Source organism: Bengtsoniella intestinalis (assembly GCF_039719005.1).
GTDB classification, from domain to species: Bacteria; Bacillota; Clostridia; order Oscillospirales; family Oscillospiraceae; genus Oscillibacter; species Oscillibacter intestinalis.
Window position 1 is genome coordinate 2,984,194 of sequence record NZ_CP133584.1, and the last position, 17,311, is coordinate 3,001,504.

Annotated in this window: 15 protein-coding genes; 2 read left to right on the plus strand and 13 right to left on the minus strand. The window is 46.3% G+C overall.

Going from position 1 to position 17,311, the window contains the following annotated elements; genetic code table 11:
* Positions 1–368: 368 nt before the first annotated feature.
* Complete coding sequence (locus tag RFF05_RS14295; protein ID WP_409967718.1) at positions 369–650, minus strand: hypothetical protein; 282 nt, start codon at positions 648–650, stop codon at positions 369–371.
* A 225-nt stretch (positions 651–875) separates the two neighbouring features.
* Between RFF05_RS14295 and RFF05_RS14300 the strand changes: the two genes are divergently transcribed.
* Entirely contained in the window at positions 876–1,034 is a 159-nt protein-coding gene (locus tag RFF05_RS14300) for a hypothetical protein (protein WP_409967719.1), read from the plus strand.
* A 42-nt stretch (positions 1,035–1,076) separates the two neighbouring features.
* Here the strand turns inward: RFF05_RS14300 and RFF05_RS14305 are convergent, their stop codons facing one another.
* From RFF05_RS14305 to RFF05_RS14360, 12 genes are all read right to left on the minus strand, one after another.
* On the minus strand, positions 1,077–7,592 hold the full coding sequence (locus RFF05_RS14305; RefSeq protein WP_409967720.1) for a collagen binding domain-containing protein: 6,516 nt from the start codon (positions 7,590–7,592) through the stop codon (positions 1,077–1,079).
* 70 nt (positions 7,593–7,662) lie between these two features.
* Positions 7,663–8,535, minus strand: a complete 873-nt coding sequence (locus tag RFF05_RS14310; RefSeq protein WP_409967721.1) for a stalk domain-containing protein — start codon at positions 8,533–8,535, stop codon at positions 7,663–7,665.
* A gap of 115 nt (positions 8,536–8,650) precedes the next feature.
* Complete coding sequence (locus RFF05_RS14315; protein WP_409967722.1) at positions 8,651–9,370, minus strand: class D sortase; 720 nt, start codon at positions 9,368–9,370, stop codon at positions 8,651–8,653.
* Complete coding sequence (locus tag RFF05_RS14320; RefSeq protein WP_409967723.1) at positions 9,367–9,528, minus strand: LPXTG cell wall anchor domain-containing protein; 162 nt, start codon at positions 9,526–9,528, stop codon at positions 9,367–9,369. The genes RFF05_RS14315 and RFF05_RS14320 overlap by 4 nt, the downstream gene beginning before the upstream one ends.
* Positions 9,522–10,259: a hypothetical protein gene (locus tag RFF05_RS14325; protein ID WP_409967724.1), complete on the minus strand. Its 738-nt coding sequence runs from the start codon at positions 10,257–10,259 to the stop codon at positions 9,522–9,524. Before RFF05_RS14325 ends, RFF05_RS14320 begins: the two co-directional genes overlap by 7 nt.
* 82 nt (positions 10,260–10,341) lie before the next feature.
* Entirely contained in the window at positions 10,342–10,758 is a 417-nt protein-coding gene (locus RFF05_RS14330) for a hypothetical protein (RefSeq protein ID WP_409967725.1), read from the minus strand.
* 160 nt (positions 10,759–10,918) lie between these two features.
* On the minus strand, positions 10,919–11,605 hold the full coding sequence (locus RFF05_RS14335) for a hypothetical protein (RefSeq protein ID WP_409967726.1): 687 nt from the start codon (positions 11,603–11,605) through the stop codon (positions 10,919–10,921).
* Positions 11,602–12,402, minus strand: coding sequence for a hypothetical protein (locus tag RFF05_RS14340; protein ID WP_409967727.1), 801 nt, complete (start codon positions 12,400–12,402; stop codon positions 11,602–11,604). Before RFF05_RS14340 ends, RFF05_RS14335 begins: the two co-directional genes overlap by 4 nt.
* Positions 12,403–12,511: 109 nt before the next feature.
* On the minus strand, positions 12,512–14,035 hold the full coding sequence (locus RFF05_RS14345; protein WP_409967728.1) for a hypothetical protein: 1,524 nt from the start codon (positions 14,033–14,035) through the stop codon (positions 12,512–12,514).
* 263 nt (positions 14,036–14,298) lie between these two features.
* Positions 14,299–15,273, minus strand: coding sequence for a ParB/RepB/Spo0J family partition protein (locus RFF05_RS14350; RefSeq protein WP_409967729.1), 975 nt, complete (start codon positions 15,271–15,273; stop codon positions 14,299–14,301).
* The gene (locus RFF05_RS14355; protein ID WP_409967730.1) at positions 15,266–16,090 is read right to left on the minus strand and encodes a ParA family protein; all 825 of its coding nucleotides are present in this window, start codon (positions 16,088–16,090) and stop codon (positions 15,266–15,268) included. The genes RFF05_RS14350 and RFF05_RS14355 overlap by 8 nt, the downstream gene beginning before the upstream one ends.
* Before the next feature lie 549 nt (positions 16,091–16,639).
* On the minus strand, positions 16,640–16,996 hold the full coding sequence (locus RFF05_RS14360; protein ID WP_409967731.1) for a hypothetical protein: 357 nt from the start codon (positions 16,994–16,996) through the stop codon (positions 16,640–16,642).
* Between RFF05_RS14360 and RFF05_RS14365 the strand changes: the two genes are divergently transcribed.
* Complete coding sequence (locus RFF05_RS14365; RefSeq protein WP_409967732.1) at positions 16,995–17,249, plus strand: DUF6076 domain-containing protein; 255 nt, start codon at positions 16,995–16,997, stop codon at positions 17,247–17,249. The two genes, RFF05_RS14360 and RFF05_RS14365, sit on opposite strands and share 2 nt — an antisense overlap.
* The last annotated feature ends 62 nt before the right edge of the window (positions 17,250–17,311 follow it).

The window sequence follows — 17,311 nt, forward strand, 5'->3', positions numbered from 1 at the left end:
CTAAACCCCGACGAACCTTACATTGCTGTAATGTTGGCTTTTCAGCCAATTCACTGGTATAGACCCGTACATTCGGCAGTTCGTCATTTGCTTTTCGCAAAATTCTCACCATGAGTAGTTTATAGACTCCCGACCTATCCACCGCACCCGTCACCTCTGACGGGGTTGCCTCACCTTAACGTGTTAGGGCAGTGTTCAGCCGACTTTATCGGGCTTACAACCACATTGTGCCAACCACAATGTCGCTGTCCGAAGTATCAGAGCAAGCGTTTCAGGGCGTTACCCCTTCATTCCACCTGTCAGATGACCAGTTCTCCTAAATGGAGAACGATTTTGCACGTTCTCTTTTTAGTGCCTAACCTTTTCAGTTAGGAACGTGTCGCACGCCAATCCCACGCATTATCTGATTTGTGTTGGTTGTTGGCCAGTTTCACGCCTATGACTGCAATGGCCGACATTAGCCCAGCGAGGACGGTGCTGATACCTGCAATTTTGGTATATACATCTACAATGATGGTATTGGCTACTGTCCACATATCGTCCACAGCAAAGGTTGGTGTGGTGAGGGTGAGGGATACTATGACGACCACCATGGTCGCCCAGTAATAGCGATAGAGGTTGGGGGAGATTGTGCAGATAAATTTTTTCATAGTACGGGGAAATCCTCCTTGCGATTTTCGGGGAAATTTGATACAATTTTATCATCCTCTCGTAGAGAGGACTGGGCGGAGCCCAGTGGGGCGCAAGCCCCGTGATAAGTGCGTGACGGCTTTTTGCCTGCCCGTAGGGCAATCTGGCGCAAGCCAGAGCAAAGGCGTAGCCCTAGGCAAAAACCTATAGAATAGAATATCTGATTTAGAGGGGTTGGGATACACATGGTTTTCGCCTGTGACCACTGTAAATTCCTGTTTTCCAGAACGACTGAGCCAGAACAATGTCCTGATTGTGGCAAGTTCGCTGTCCGTGCTGCCAATCAGGAAGAAGTAGCAGACTATCAAGCAATTGTGGAAGAATTCAAACGTGAGTCAGCGTAAATGCAACAGAGGAGCGGTTTAACCGCCCCTCTGTTGTTCTATTTAGTAGCCCGTCTTAGGCAAAGTCGCCACTGGGTAGAGATTTTTTGCAATGGTAATCCAGTAGGCTTGTGCGGTGATGCTGAGACCTTGATAGGTGCCACCAATATCAGCCCTGTTTGTGATATAGTAGCCAGTGATGGTGCTGGGGTTGACCGATACGGACAACGTGGGCTGTGTTACCGACTGGAATCCCGCAGGAACAGTTCCAAAATCATAGCAAATGTCGGTTACAACTTCACCGCTCATCAGGGGGATGGTATTGAGGGCAAAGCTGTAATTGTTTGTGGTGAGCAGATTACTGGCCAGCACACGGTAGTCATTGTAGTTAGTTTTGTATAGCACCTGATAGTACATAAATTGGTTGTAGGTGCCTGTGGTGAGGGTGGATGCGGTGGTCACATCGGTGGGGATTCTATCATGCCAGTAGAAGTTATCCAGTGCCACATTAGAGGTATTTGCAATGGCGAAATTGTAGCTCATGGTGGCTCCTGCCAGCACCTCCGAGATACCAGTCTTGGTGATGGAGACGTCTAGGGTGGCGCTACTATTGTAGGCCGCCAGCTTAATAATCTGCCCTTCGTACTCCAGTGTCACATCGAAGGTTTCGCTGGAGAGTTGATAGTAGGCAGGAGCAGCCACTTCTGTGATAATGTATCTCCCAAGGGGCAATGGATCAGAGGCCGCCACACCACGGCTATCTGTGGTAATGTAGCCCACCACGGTACCACTCTTATAATTGGTGATTTCGTATGTGGCGCCAGACAGTGCAGTTCCTGCTGCGGCACCAGTCACTTGGTTGTACTCACTAGAGTATTTGGTGATTTGAATCTGCCCCAGAATGGCGGTGTTTTCCCATGTGACCTCAGAACTACTACCGTAACGGACATAGATGGTTTTATACTCGTCGTCACGGATGTAGCCTTCAGGTGCTTCAATCTCACGAAGCTTGTACCGCCCATCATCCACGCCATCGATGTAGACATAACCACGCTGGTCACTCATGTACTCACCAATGGGGTTGTCGTTGCTGTCGTAGAGCACAAAAATAGCGCCGTACAAGCCTTCGCCCGTGTCAGCATCCACCTTGCGGATAACGATATTGGACTCCTTGTGGTTGGTGATTTTCAGGGTGGCTGTCTCGCCATCTGTTACCTCAACATTGTATGGGGTGGTGTCGAGAATATAGCCACTGGCCGCTTTGGTTTCAGTGACGGTATACCAACCACTGTCTAGTGCGGAGAGACAGATGGTGCCAGTCGAGCTGGTGGTATAAGTGCCAATAATTTCGCCATTCATCTTTCGCACTTCAAATTCCACGCCCTTAATACGGTCGCCGTCGTCTTCATCCGTTTTGATGATGGTGAGCCCACCGATGGGGGTGTTTTCAAAGGTCAAAGTTTGGGTGTCATTCTCATAAATGCGGACGGTTTGGGAGGTGGAATCGAGAATGTAACCGTCTGGGGCGGTCACTTCGGTAACGATGTAGGTACCTGGGTCTAGGTCAATGATATGAATTTGGCCGTAGGCATCTGTGGTGTATAACCCATTGCTAGACACGGTGCCGCCATAGTTTGCGACGTAGGTGCCGTCTGAGGTTGTCACTTTGAATACTGCGCCAGACAAGGCTTCACCTGTTACACTGTCTAACTTCTGAATGACAAGCCCACCTGTGGGGTCATTGTAGAACGTCAAGTTGTGGGTCTCGCCGTAGATGAGCTTGACCGTCTGGGGTGTGCCGTCCAACACATAGCCATCGGGAGCGGTGATTTCGGTAACGATATAGGTATCAGTAGTCAGATTTGGGATGTGGATTGTGCCCGTAGCATCCGTGGTATAATATCCGTTGCCTGTGCCTACCACAGTCCCATCGTCAGTGGTAATCTGGAATGTTGCATCCGCCAAAGGCTCACCAGTGGAGCTATCTAATTTGGTAATGATGAGGCCACTGTCTGGCTGATTTTCAAATTCCACCATGACAACATCCTGTGTCCCACCAGAGATGTAGACGGTTTCGGGTGCATCGTCAATCACATAGCCATCGGGAGCCTGTGTCTCTTGAATGATATAGGTGCCAGCTTCTAGGCCTGTGATAACGATGGTGCCATTGACAGAGGTTTCGTAGTTACCAATCACTGTGCCACCAGTGCCAGAGGTACCAGCGAGATAGGATACGGAGAATTTTGCTCCTTGGAGGACTTCACCTGTGGTTGCATCAACTTTTTTAATCACCAATGCGGATAAGGGGATGTTTTCAAAGGTCATCACAGCGTTTTCGTTGCCAGATAGGTGGAGTTCCTGCGTCAGTGGCTCAGCTAGAGCATAACCATCGGCAGGCTCAAGCTCAGTCACGGTGTACCAACCTTCGTCAAGCGCTAGCAACTCGAATTGTCCGTCGGTATCCGTGTAGTAGGTGCCCAAATCACGGATTTCACCTGTACTGGTCTTGCTACTCTGATAAGTCACCTCAAAGAGTGCCCCAAGGATAGGATCGCCAGTGATGCTGTCAATTTTATTGACAGTCAGTGTGGGCTGGCGGTCATTGGTGAAGTGGAGGGTGTAGAGAAAAATGTTGTCATCCATAGCGACTTCTACCGTCTGGGGGGTGTCATTTAACACATAGCCGTAGATGGTGTCCACCTCGGTGACGGTGTAGGTGCCAATTTCCAAGTCCTCGATGAGAATTTGACCGTTGGCATCCGTTTTGAATGTACCAATACTGGTGGTGTCTCGGCTGACCTCAAAGGTTACGCCCTCCAAGGGGGACTCGTCCACGCTATCCACCTTGGTGATTAACAGGTCAGAGCGTGGCACGTTGATGAACACGAAAGGTGTCAGCGACTGCCCATAGAACATCTGGGCTTGCTGGGTGTCAATCTCTGCGTCATGATAACCGTCTGGTGCTTGGGTTTCGGTGACGTAGACAGTCCAGCCATCGTTGTCCGCATTGCCAAGATAGCCACCGTACTGGTCGTAGGTAATCGTAAATTGACCGTTAGAATCAGTGGTGAAGCTACCCACATAAGTGGCATCAATGGTCACATCAAATGTGGCACCCTCCAACAGTTCGTTGGTGGTAGAACTGCGTTTTTCCACGATGATGGAGGGGTAGGCGGCGTTCGTAAAGCTGAATGTCAGCAAGCCTTGGTTGCGCTTCAGCTCCGCATTCTGGATGTTGCCATCCATGAGGTATCCGCCGGGGGCGTTTAGCTCTTGGACGGTGACTGTCCAGCTGTCAGCATTACGGTCTAGGTACTCATAATACTGATCGTAGGTGATAATGATTTCACCATTTTCATCGGTGGTAAAGGTGCCGAAAGTCTGAGCATCAATGGCAACCTCGAAGATTGCACCTGCCAATGGCTCGTTGGTATCGGCATCGGTTTTGGTGATTTGAATTTCGGGGTAGGTGTAATTGGAAAAATTAAAGGGAACAGTAATCTGCCCTGCAGTGACGGTCACACTTTGGGTTGTTTCATAGTTGAGGGCATAGCCAGAGGGCGGGTTGACTTCTACTACGGTGAACAACCAACTGTTGGAACTGAGGTCAAAGGTGTTGCCGTAGTTGGCTTCATCCAGCAGAACAAGACCGTCTGCATCGCTGTAAAAACTGCCGATGGACTGACCGTTGATGAACACCTCAAACTCTGCATTTGCAAGGGGTTCGCCCGTGCTAGAGTCGGTTTTCAAAATCTGGATTTCTGGCACTTCATAGTTGGAGAATGTAAATTCAGCCACGGCCTGTCCACGTTTGACTTCTTGTGTGGAGGTGGTTGTACCACTGAGCAGATAGCCTGTGGTGGGCTGGACTTCGGTGACAGTGACAGTCCAACTATCGGCACCGCTATCGCCAAGGAAGTCGCCATAGGTGTCATGGGTGATGATAATTTCACCATTGTTGTTAGTCCAGAACTGACCGAACTCGGTGCCGTCCACGCTGACAGAGAACAGAGTGTTTGCCAGAGGGTTACCGTTGCTGTCAGTTTTGTTGATGTGGATTTCGGGATAGGCCTCGTTCTGGAAACTAAATGTAATCAGCCCTTGGTTGCGATTTAACACTGCCGTCTGGGTGTTGTCTGCGTTGAGCAAGTAGCCCGATGGGGCACGGATTTCCTCGACTTCAACCACCCATTCATTCTCTGTGGTTACACCAAGATACTCATAATAATCGGCGTAGCTGATAAGGATTTTACCATCGCTACCAGTGGTGTAATAACCCATGGTCTGGGCATCAATGCTGACTTTGAACAGAGAGCCAGCCAACGCACGATTGGTGTCCTCGTCGGACTTGTAAATCTCAATTTGGGGATAGGCGTAGTTGCCGAAAGTGTAGGAGGCTATCGTCTGTCCACGGACGACTGTTAGTTCTTGCTCTGTGACATCACTGATGCTATACCCAGACGGTGCAGCTGTTTCGATGACCTTAATCACCCAGCTATTAGCGGTGAGGTCGAGGTGATTTCCGTAGTCGTTGTAGTCGAGGGACACAATGCCATCATCGTCAGAGTAGTAGGTGCCAATCTGCACGCCATCAATATAGACGGCAAATTCTGCACCAGCCAGAGGTTCGCCAGTAGCAGAGTCAATCTTGGCGATCTGGATTTCGGGAATGGGGTCATTCACAAATTCCAATGTCGCAAGGGACTGCCCCTTCTGGATTTCAGCGGTGATGACGTTGGTATTGCTCATCAGATAGCCAGAAGGTGCTTGTGCTTCAGTAATTGTTACCGTCCAAGAATCGTTGGCATCATTGAGGTAAGCACCGTACTGGGCATAAGAAATTGCAGCCACACCGATGGAGTTGGTGGTGACTTGACCAATAGGGGTGCCGTCAATCTGCACGTCAAAGATAGCGCCAGATAGCCCCAAGCCAGTGGGGTCGCTCTTGCGAATCTGAATGTCTGGATAATCGTAGTTGATCATGGACAGATAGTAGGTATCTGTGGCAGTGTCCTCCACGTCCACATACACGCTGGCGTAGGGGTTGCTGGACATGACATATCCACTGGGAGGACTAACCTCCTCAAAGGTGTAGTAGCCTGTTTTGAGGTCGCTCAAAACGATTGTGCCACCTTCGTACTGACCCAGCAGAGTGCCGTCTTTGTAGACATTGAATGTGCCACCGTCCAACACATTGCCAGATTCATCTATTTTGGTGAAACGAATGGTGTTGTCAGCGGGGTTTTCGTATTTGAGTTGCCCAGGGTCATTTTGCTCATATTGGTTGGTATTGCTGTTCCAAATCAGCTCAAAGGTCAGGGTCTCCACCTTGGAATCAGATAGTGAATATCCCACTGGAGGAACAGTTTCTGTCACGGTATAGGTGCCGGGAGTGATGTAGTTGTCTGCGCTACTATCAAGCCACTGAAGCTGAATGGAACCACTGCTATCAGTCACCAAATCGTAGGTGGTATTGTTAGTGACGTGCTCCAATCGGAATGTGGCACCGGGGAGAGATTCACCAGTGGCTTCATCCGTTTTCAAAATGATGTATTCGGACGGAACAGTGATGATTGTGTTGGTAATAGCGGTACCACCATTGACCCACGCCGCAGTAGCGGCTGTGCTGTTGGTACTGCTGTCTACGCTGACAGTATAGGTCTGCCCAGATAGCGAATACCCCGATGGCGCTTTGGTTTCCACCACGGTCAAGGTAGCGGTGGTTTCGTTGATTCTGATTTCACTTGATACGCCGTAGCCACTAGCGTTGGTGGTAAAAGTAGTTTGATAAGCTCCGTTATAATAAACATCAAATTCTGCATTTGCTAAAGCAGAACCAGATTCATCTGTTTTATTCAGTTGTACATAGACAGGATATGTGTCTGATTCGATTGATTGTTCTGCAATTAAAAGAGACTGCATGGCATTGTTGTTGGGGCTGTATCGGTATAAGGTCCAGTCGCCGTAAACCCCAGCGTTGTAATTGGTGACAATGGAATTCAAATCAGAACGAATGGAGTCTCGGTAATCCTCATAATCGGTGCCGTCTCCACTCCAAAATTGGTTTTGGACGGCAATCCGTTCCTCTACCAACTTTTCAATCTGGATCGCGTTGGTGGGGTCGGTGAGCACCCCTGCTTCTGCCATCCACACAGCAGCAGACACCCAAGCGTGGGTGATTTTCAGCAAATCCGCATCCCATCCCCAGTTGCGGTCGGCGTATAACATGTAAATATAGAACGGTGCCGCCGCATAGTTGGAAACCACGCTGTCTAGCGAATAGACCGTGCTACTAGACAGCTCATTACCGTGGTCAAGGCACATGGCAAAGCTGGTGACACTTTCACCATCATAGGTGTAAGTGGTGGAAATATTGCGCACGTTGATGGAATAGCCTAGCGAGGGGGAGGAATAGGAGCCTAGCGTATCGCTGGCCTCATTGAATGTAACCTTTACATTGGTTGGCTCCGTGGATGCCGCCAGTGCGGTCAACTGCATGGAAGGAATGAGGCCTAGCATAAGAACTAGCGTCAACATCCACGCCATTAAACGACGGGATTGTTGCTTAATTTGGGTCATAAGAGTTCTCCTTTAGTTTGAATTTGGATAAGAAAAGAAGCCCAATCCCGAAGGATTAGACTTCTCTTGCTTAATAATAGGAATAAATGATTGAATCTGGATAGCTGTATTCAAAACTTTGAATATTGGTGGATGCGCTGCCTGTTTTTCCGCCTACATTGCCGTCAATATAGTCAAGCATATAGTAGGTGCCAGAAGTGACAGTTTGGAGGCTTTGTCCTGTCACCACAATCCAGTGCTCGTTACCCGTGCTTTGATTTTTTAGGTGAACAATATCACCAGCTTTGGCAAGGGACAAGTTGGTGTGGGTGGTCACTGGCGAGCAGTTGGTGCCGTACAGTAAATCTCTGGTCATCCATGCAAAACTGTTGCATCCACCACCTCCAGCGTAGTAATATTCATCACCGCTGTTATACGTTGCCCCCCAAGAGGTGCCATCTGGGAAGATGTCTAGAATTTCATCAATCACAGCTAGGACGTTGGCTTCGGTGATGGCTTCGCCGTTGGCCAAGCAATCGGAATAGGTGGTGTTGTCGATGGAAATGCTGTATTTGTCCTTGGCGGTAGTGCTAGAAGTTTGGGTGACAGTGAGCATTTCTGCCACGGTAGTATTGGTGGTAGGTGGTGCCACTTCACCCAAATCATCAGCGATGTAGGGGCTAGTGCTGTCAATGTCTACCCGACTTTCATCGTAGTTCCACGACACATTAAAGCCCACTGCCTCGCCAATGTCCCTAAGCTTGACATAGTTGTTGCCATTGATGGAATAGGCGGTCATTTCTACTTGTTCGCCATCTACGAAGATGGGTTGGGTGGAGAGGGTGGCCATGACTTCTGTTGCGTAGGCATAGCCTGCAATGGATAGGTTCATACCCACAAGAAGGCCAGCGAGAAACGTAGTGGCAGATCGCATTTTGTAAAAAATTCGAATGATAGAGTACATAAAAAATCTCCCTTCAAAGTTATTTATAGCCACTAGCATAATCGAAAAGAAATCCCTTGTCAAAGGGTAGTTTTATATACCTTTATCTAAAAAACTTCAGCAGAACAATTTAAGGTCAAAACTCTGTTCCTTGGACACACCAACGCAAATTTGGTTCATTTTCCACACAAGAAATTAAAGTGATACGATTGTCAGAAGTGGCGGTTAAACGGCTCCAATCAGTGCTTGAAATCTGGGTCACTGAGGTGACGGTATATACTTTCGTCCCCAAATCGGTGGTGTATTTGATGACGTCGTCCAGATCTAAATCCTTGATGTCACCCAGAGTATAAGCGCTCCCACGATTATGACCTGCAATGCCCACATTGCCCGTCCATGTGGCAGTGTTGGAGAAGTGTCCTACCCCTTTGGAAAGGCTAGATGTGGAGGTGTCTATATAAATGGGAGCTTGAAAATCTAGGACAGGAATGGTCAAGGTGCCCAATACTCCATCGGCGCTAATGGTGGGTTCCAATGTGGGCTGGGTGTAGCTGATGGTTGGCGCGGTCAATGCGGTGGAAAATAGGCTGCCTGTTGAGGTGCCTAGCGTCACCAAAGGTGTGTCCATCACACCGATGCTGGTGTTGCTGGTGATGCCGTAGGGCAAATCAGGAGTCATATAATCCGTCACATTGGTGCCGTCGTAGACGTAGCTGGCACCATACATTTGCTCATAGTTGGTAGAGGGGTAGAATGCCGCCTGGGAAACTCCCGAAATGGTATAGTCATAGGCGTGGGCTGGCAATGCCATAGTGATGGCCAGCAGAGTAACACATAAAAATGCTTTTAGTTTCATACAGGTTCCTCCTCATCCTCCCCTTCTTCAATCAACATACTGTCTTGGCGGCGCTTGCGAACAAGCCAAACCGTACCACCAACCAAGAGCAGCACTGCCAATCCGCCACCGATGAACCAAGCAGGGCGAATGGTTGCCAAGAAACTGCTATCTACCATGGGGCAGAAATTTCCGTTCCTGTATAGACGATGGTGTAGGTGACAGAATCCACCGCACTTTTGAAAACGGTGCCTTCATAGGTGGCTGTGGTGAAGTATCCAGTGGCGGCACTGTACGATGCTTTGTCCGAATAGGTGGCAATGGCGGTATATTGGGACGGCATCAAGGTGCTACCTACCAAAGCGGTGGCCTGCACCTGCCATTCCACTGCCACCAGTGGCAAAGTGCGCCCGTCTTTGATGGTGGTGGCTTGGACATAGGACATATCGTTGCTGGGCAGATTGCTGTAGGTTTTGGTTTCGCTGACAGTATAACTTTTGGTGGTGTATCCAGCGGCTTGGGTATCGATGCTGGTGTGGTCAAGAGCCAATACGCCCACATAGCCATCGACAGCATAGTCAATGGTGGGTGCCAATAGTGCCAGCACAGCCGACAAATCTTTGCTGCTGGATTCAACCACTACCACTTCTCCTTGGATGCATTCATCCTCTAAAATAATATCTTCTTTGGTCATGGAGGTGTAGGTGTACTGGTAGCCTTCGTAGGAAAAGGTGTCATCAATGAGGGCTTGGGGGTCAACCAAAGGGTCTACGGTGTAGACTTGGATGTACTGCTGACTTCCATTGAGGTTTTGCACTGTAATGGAAGTGGGAATTTGGGTGATGTCCTGAGCGAGGGCTGTGGTGCTAAGAGTGAGCGCGAGGGCAAGGTATAAGGATAATTTTTTCATGGCATGAGGTTCCTTTCGTAGTTATAATTTGCAATCCAGAGAATTACCCCAATGGCTAGTGCCATCAGGAAGATAATGGGTTTCATGGATCACCTCCCTTCGTGGGAAGACTTGTACAACAGACTGAGAAATGGTCAATAAAGGCATCCACAAAGAGGGATACCGCTTTATCACAGCCTGCCATCCACCAAATGACATCCGGCAGTGGTTTTTGCAGGTAATCATATTGAAGACAGATAGCAATATAGAGCTTCCGTTTCGTTCCCCCTCGCTCTAGGGCGGATTGAAAGCCCTGCTGAACAGATAGCACCCGTTCAAAATTAGTGGCACTGTCGCAGAGTTCGTCATAGAGTAGGGCTCCAAAGCTACTGGCTAACGTGGTGATGACATCAATATCTGGCGTGCCATCGTCCAATAAAATACCCGCCCGCTTCAATCGAGAAGAAGCAGACGGGTCAAAGGGGTCAGCACGATGTGGGGCTGCTGGGCTGTGGTTCATAGGGTGTCCTCCTTGGTGTGGGCATGAAAAGAGAGCCTAGTGCATAGTTGCACTGGCTCTCTCGCTAAATGATAGATTCAATTTATTTCTGCCAAAATGACTGATTTTTAAATACTATACTTGAATTCTTGCTTTGATCAACAATATATATTAAACGAATTTAATCTTGTTGCATTTCGTCATCTACTAGAAAGAAATCTGGAGGAATACTCAACTGCCTCATAAACACAAGCGCATTGGCCAATAATACAACCTTTTCATTACTATCTGCATGGGCATCTAAAATATCAAGGATTAAAGAAGCACGTTCTGTTTTTTGACTTAATTCTATGGCGCAAATGTGCTGTATTTTTTTGATTTCATCTTGTAGATTTTCTATTTGTTGTGCATATTCAGCACTTTCCATTGTAAGGGTTCTTCCTATTTCGAAATAAGGCAACCGTCTATCCATGAAGATACTCATGAATGCATAAATCTGTTCATCCATATCTTTGAAATATATTCCATCCGAGATATATTCCCATAATTTCATATAAAAAGCATTTGAAGGGAGTTTTTCTGCAATTAGCTTATTTAATAGTTTAGATACCCTACCTTCGCACTGTTTTACTAACAAATCAAGCTGAGATTCATCAAAATGGGCTTCTATTTCTTGTGTTTCGGATGAGTCTATCATATACCCTTTTTCTAACAGCCATTGAAACTTAAGCACAGAATATTGCGAATTTTTTATTCTTTCATATAAAATATGCCCAATGCCAAATGCGTCACCTGTTACAACTGATAAAATATCGCTAAGCTCTTTAGTGTCAATCGTCTCAATGGATTGCTCTATAATATCACTCATGCGAATCTCCTCCCAATCTCTACTGCTGTGGATTCAGCTTTGAAGATAGAGTCTTCTTCCAAATTCGTTTCTATCCTTGTGTTTAAAAGTGGTTTGTACTTTTTTTTAATATGAATACTGCAACTTTCTATACTGAAATCCTCATCATTGCTAATCTCCATGGCTGTTTGGTTAAGATAAGACATTTTGGTCACTCGCTTACCCATCTTCATTGAATAATCGGTCATTATGTTTATGAGTCCGTCTGAGAAACGTTCGTTTGCCTGGGTTGCTTCACGCAGGGCGTATTTCCCTTGGTGTTCCAAATAATAATATTTTTCACGACCCATTGAAATTTCAGTTATATATTTTTTGTCACGATGTCGCCTCATCCATTGTGACAGGGCTGAAGGAGATTTCCCCCAAAGTGCAGCTAACTCTTTTTGTTGTATGCCAGGTTTTTCATCAATCAATTTCAGCAAAAGAAAATCATCCTTATGATGCAAATGTAATTCCCATGCTTGTTGGCGCATTCGTTGCTCATCGGTCACAAATTTGATCATCATGGCGCCAGCCCACATCGCCCCTAGCATAAATCCTTGGCGTCCACCTTGGCGTTTGGAGGGGGCTCCCATGTGCCAATATTGTATTAAAGATTGGCTTAGCGTGTAAAAAGACGATGGTGCTTTCGTTTGTTGTTGTACCATAGATAAAACGCTACGCATATAAAAATCTATTTGCTCATCTGTGATTGATTTCTCTTCAACAAGGCGAGTATTCAATCGTTGGCAAAGTCGGTCGAATTTCTCATTGCTCACTACAATCACACTCCTTTGGCTAAACTGTTTATTAATTGTTTACTATTTTAGAGGGGATTACTATTATACTACATATGAAAGAAATTAGCAAGGAAAATATTGCTTTTTCCTAAAAAGTTGGCTCAATAGATGAAGATTTTATAACTTCTTGACGAGCAACCGCCTCGGCTGAAAAATCAAAGTCCAGTATGAACCCACAGTTTTTCTCGCTTTGACAGCTAGCACACCCAGCTGATTTGATACAGTGAATCATAGTTGCCACAGTAGTACTCTCTTTCTTATAGGGGATCGATACCAAGTTTATTGTATGTGAATTAGGGTCTTTGAGTGCACCACAACTGTTACATAGCACCGCAGTTACTTGAAATGTGTTCGTCAAATCGGAAAACTGCTGGCTAAATCCACCCATAACGGATTTACTGTATGTAGGAATCAATAATAAAAAGGGCAAAAAATGTTGCACAATATCATAAGTGGCTGTTCGAGCTGGAATATCACGACAGATGGCTGGTGCCACCCGTCCCATACCTATCACATCTACCAAGGTACACTCTCGATCCTGACCAGATAAATATTCTATACTGGTATCGTCTTCGTATGGTGATATCTTATGATAAGTGCCCAGAGCCATGCCTGATCGATCCAAAAAAGTTAATACGTTTGCATGAGACTGGGTATACGCCGTGCCTGCTACCACTAAAATAAGTTCTTGCAATGACTGTGGATTTTGGGTTGATTGCTGTTTTAAATACCTGGCAATAGCAGTTTGGGCAGATGGCGGACAAAGAAATTCTGGAAAAATAACAATGTTGGCTTTATTTGCAATAGCGACTTTAAGAAGTTCTATGGCTTGCTGTTCACATCGGCGTGCAAACGCATCTGTATACGCAATGGTCACGGCATTGCCTTTGTAGAATTTGATCTGCTTGTCAATTGTAAAATTGTTAAAGGGAAAGGCCATAATACGCAAGCGAGAAGTTTTTTTAGCGATGAAAGAGGGTACATGCTGATAGCTGGACGTGTCAAGGGTTATGATTTTTGGCGGTTGGATAGCAGGGTCATGAGTGTTTTGATCAAAAATAGTAAAACTTTTAAAGCATGTTTGGAAAGAAAGAGAATTAATGATTTTTCGGAAGCCCAGCGTCTCCTTTGCATCATCAATCAAGCTATAAGGCGGTGCACCATATAGAAAAGACTGCTTGGCGTAGTTCTGATTAAGTGGCTGTCCACCTTCTCTCGACACAGTGCTATTGGTATGATATCGTGCTATTGAGTCAATGAGTGCATAGATTAGGGTTGCATGATTTAAAGAGTTTTGCGCATATGGAACTAACGCGTTATCATACTCTTCCCAAATTTCAACAATCTTTTCTGTGCCAATATCTACTTCGCAATCATATTCTTGGATATGGTCATATAGCTTTTGAGAAAAATTCAAATAGAGCGTGGCATTCGGATTTTGAATGCCTGGGGTGCTTTTTGAGGTAGATTGTTCTGCTGGTTGAATGTATATATATATGAAATTAGGTTGATTGCCCACAATTGTTTTTAGGTAATCATAAGAAAAAGAGGCTACATCAAACCATGAGTCAAACTGCGTTATATTTTCTAGTAATTTGGATGTAAAATCCATATAGCAATCAGTCCCCTCTCTCCTAAATTCAAATCTTTTATTTTTGTCGTACAGTCAGTATGACTAAGATTGAACCCACATAGGGTAACCCCTATATGGCATCCCATTGCGCATGCTTCCTGTAGGTATACGTCTATCTTAAACAGGTATATATATTTATAATATCATGAAGGTAATTGAATTGCAAGGAAAATACTGCTATTTATATACTGGTATAAATGGTTTTTCCAAATTAACTCGGTATCGTTTATTGACAGTAAAATCTAACGAGCTGGTCCATACCTTCCTTTCAAAAACTCCAAAAACAATCCTTCTAATTCTTGATTACTCATGGATTTTGGAATATATTGCTCGTACTTTTTACGTTGGATGCGCAAAGAGGAAGGAGACTTGTTGCTTTTTGATAAGATGGCAAATTTGCGACGAAGCACATCTACATCCACATTGGCGGGTGGTACCGTTTGTAGGCAGTGGTCCAAAAGGGTTTCATCCAGTTGACGGTCTGGATGCTGGTAGACTTCCTCGTAGAAAATCTTCTGGATTTCTGTGTCGTAGTGTGATAACTTAGCCCCTGCGTTGACCTTAACTTTGCGGTTGTCAACTAGCTCTAGCATCTCTGGGATGAGATAGGTCAAGCGGATGTCCCGTTGTACTTGATAACTACTGACACCAAATAGCTTGGCCACAATATCACGGGTTGTCAACTTCTGTTGAGCCTCAACAGAAGTTAAATCCCCACGCTTGCCTTGGCATTTTTTGGCTTCCAGTAAGGCACGATAAGCCCAACCACGTTCGCTGGGACGAAGCCCTTGGCGGCGTTGTAAATTGGTCACGGTGGCGATGGTCACAGCCCTTGCATCATCTGCAACTTCAATACGACTGGGAATATGTGGCAAGTTTTTCAGGATGTGGGCATTCACTCGATTGTGTCCACTTAAAATCTCATATTCACCAGGTATTTGAGAATGATTGCGGACGATGATTTCTTCAATCAATCCGTTTTCCTCAACGTCCTGTGCCAATGCGTCTAAGTCATCCTCAGAATAGGGTAAAAATCCCAGTTTGGCTGTGAAAAAGGGATGTAGAATCGAAACGGGTAGCATAGCTCTTTTGGCGGTAGCATTGGGTGATGCACAGCCGAAAACCCCTTCGTAGACCTCATCCACAAAGGCATCGTTGGTTTGTGCTGTGGCCGAGGCTCGCTTTTTCATAGCCGATTGTAAATCACTTTTAGCCATAGGCCACCTCTTGCGCCATATCTGCATACCCTTTGGTAGCTGGATGGTTGGGGAACAGTTGGAACAAGGAGCCCCCAAACACAGGGTTTTCAGCCACCTTGATGGATGCTACGATGGGGGAGGCAAATAAGCGGATTTCGCGCCCATATTGGTCGGCAATCTGCGCAGACACGGTACGGCAAAGGTTGGTTTGGGATTGATACATGGTTAGCAAGATGCCACCGATGGTTAAGTTAGGGTTATAACGCTGCTGGATGACCTTCACCGTTTCTAAAATATCGGTGAGTCCTTCCATGGCCAAATAGTGGGCTTGGACAGGGATAATCACTTGGTCGGCGCCAACCATGGCGTTGGTCATCAGCATATCTAGTTTTGGACCGCAATCAATGATGATATAATCATATTGATCACGGATGGTATCAATGATGGTGCGTAAAGCAAACTCTGGACGGATACCATCCAAATCAAAGGAAGGGGCGGTTTGCTCTACAGACAAGCGTGTGCAAATTCCAGTCAGCTTTTTATTGGCAGGAAGCAAATCCATATTTTCCACATGGAGAATGGTTTTTGCGATATAATCGGGTAATTCTTCTGGGCAATCTAGCGCCGTGGACAACAGGGTAGCCATGGTGTATCGCAGATTGCTACCAGTTTGACCAAGTGCCATGGTCATATTTGCTTTTTGGGGGTCATTGTCAATCAAAGCCACCCGAAAGCCCAACTTGCCGAGTCCAGCCCCTAAATTGATAGAACTGGTGCTTTTGGCAGTGCCACCTTTGGCGTTGCAAATGGCAATTACAGTACAAGTTTGGTTCATAGTGTCATCTCCTTATTGTATAATTATGTTACCTAACGTAAATTGATGGTCGTAGGGTGTAAAAACCGACGAGCGACACCTTGTAGTGAAAATTTCTTGTTAGCATGTGGCAATCTAGTATATAGGCTGTGCTGAATATTAATTTGCAATTGATTTGCAACGTAGTTGTAAAAGCATAATAAAAGGCGTGAAAACCAGTGAAATACAGATTTGGGCGAGAAATTTGCAACAAATGCTGACAAACCCTTACGACACAAGGGTTTTCGGGCATAAAAAAATCGGGTTATGAGTTGTTTTATCAACAACTCATAACCCGGAGGTCGCAGGTTCGAGTCCTGTCCCCGCAACCATAAAAAGTGCTGAAAACGTAAGTTTTCAGCACTTTTTCTTTACTTTTCGATTGATTTAGTGAATTGGAATTCAACTATAATTCAACTTCATTTTCTTGACCACATTCATTACCATAGACAGACGAAAAACGGTGCGACTTCAATCGCACCGTTTTTCTGCTTGGGTGGGTTCCGTTTTGGAACCCACCCTTTTCTTTGCCTACTGCGATGCAACTTTTAATCGTTGCAATTCGGCCTTTGTGTCCACAATCAATGTTGCCAACTGTTCCTCACACGCCGCTTCCGTCTTGGCGTAGGTGGTGCAGATTTTTCGTTTGCCGTCAATCCATTTGGGAGAGTATCGCCCTTCCCAGAGGTGGTCGCTGATTTGGCTGACACAGCCTGTGCCAGATTTTCGTATCTTGCCCTTGTAGGGGGTAAAGGTCTGCGGTGGTTGCGGACAGCCGCAAGGGCTGTTCCTACGCTCTGTCGGTTCGACTTTGGCGATACCGCTATCAATCTTCCGTGCGGCGTCACGTTGCATGGCTTCGGTGCTGTGGGTGTACACAGCTAGCATGGTGGCTGGCAATATCCCACGGCTGTGCCATAATTGCGGCCATTATTTTCTAGCCGTGGGCGGCTATGACACGGTGTATTGCACACGTATTGCACCCAACGAAACGAAAAAAACTTGTCGCAAAGTGGGCGCTCAAAAAAAGAGCGCACCAAAAATGCTACGGAATTTATCCATAAAGACGGCCCGAGCCTACAACCGTTTGAAGGGCAGAAAACAACGTGGCAGCATTTCGGTAGACAAGTGGAACACCTAAGTCGCCAAAGCGCAGGAGCTAAAAGCGTTAGCCTTGGCTGGGGAGATTGGCGATGGGGACTA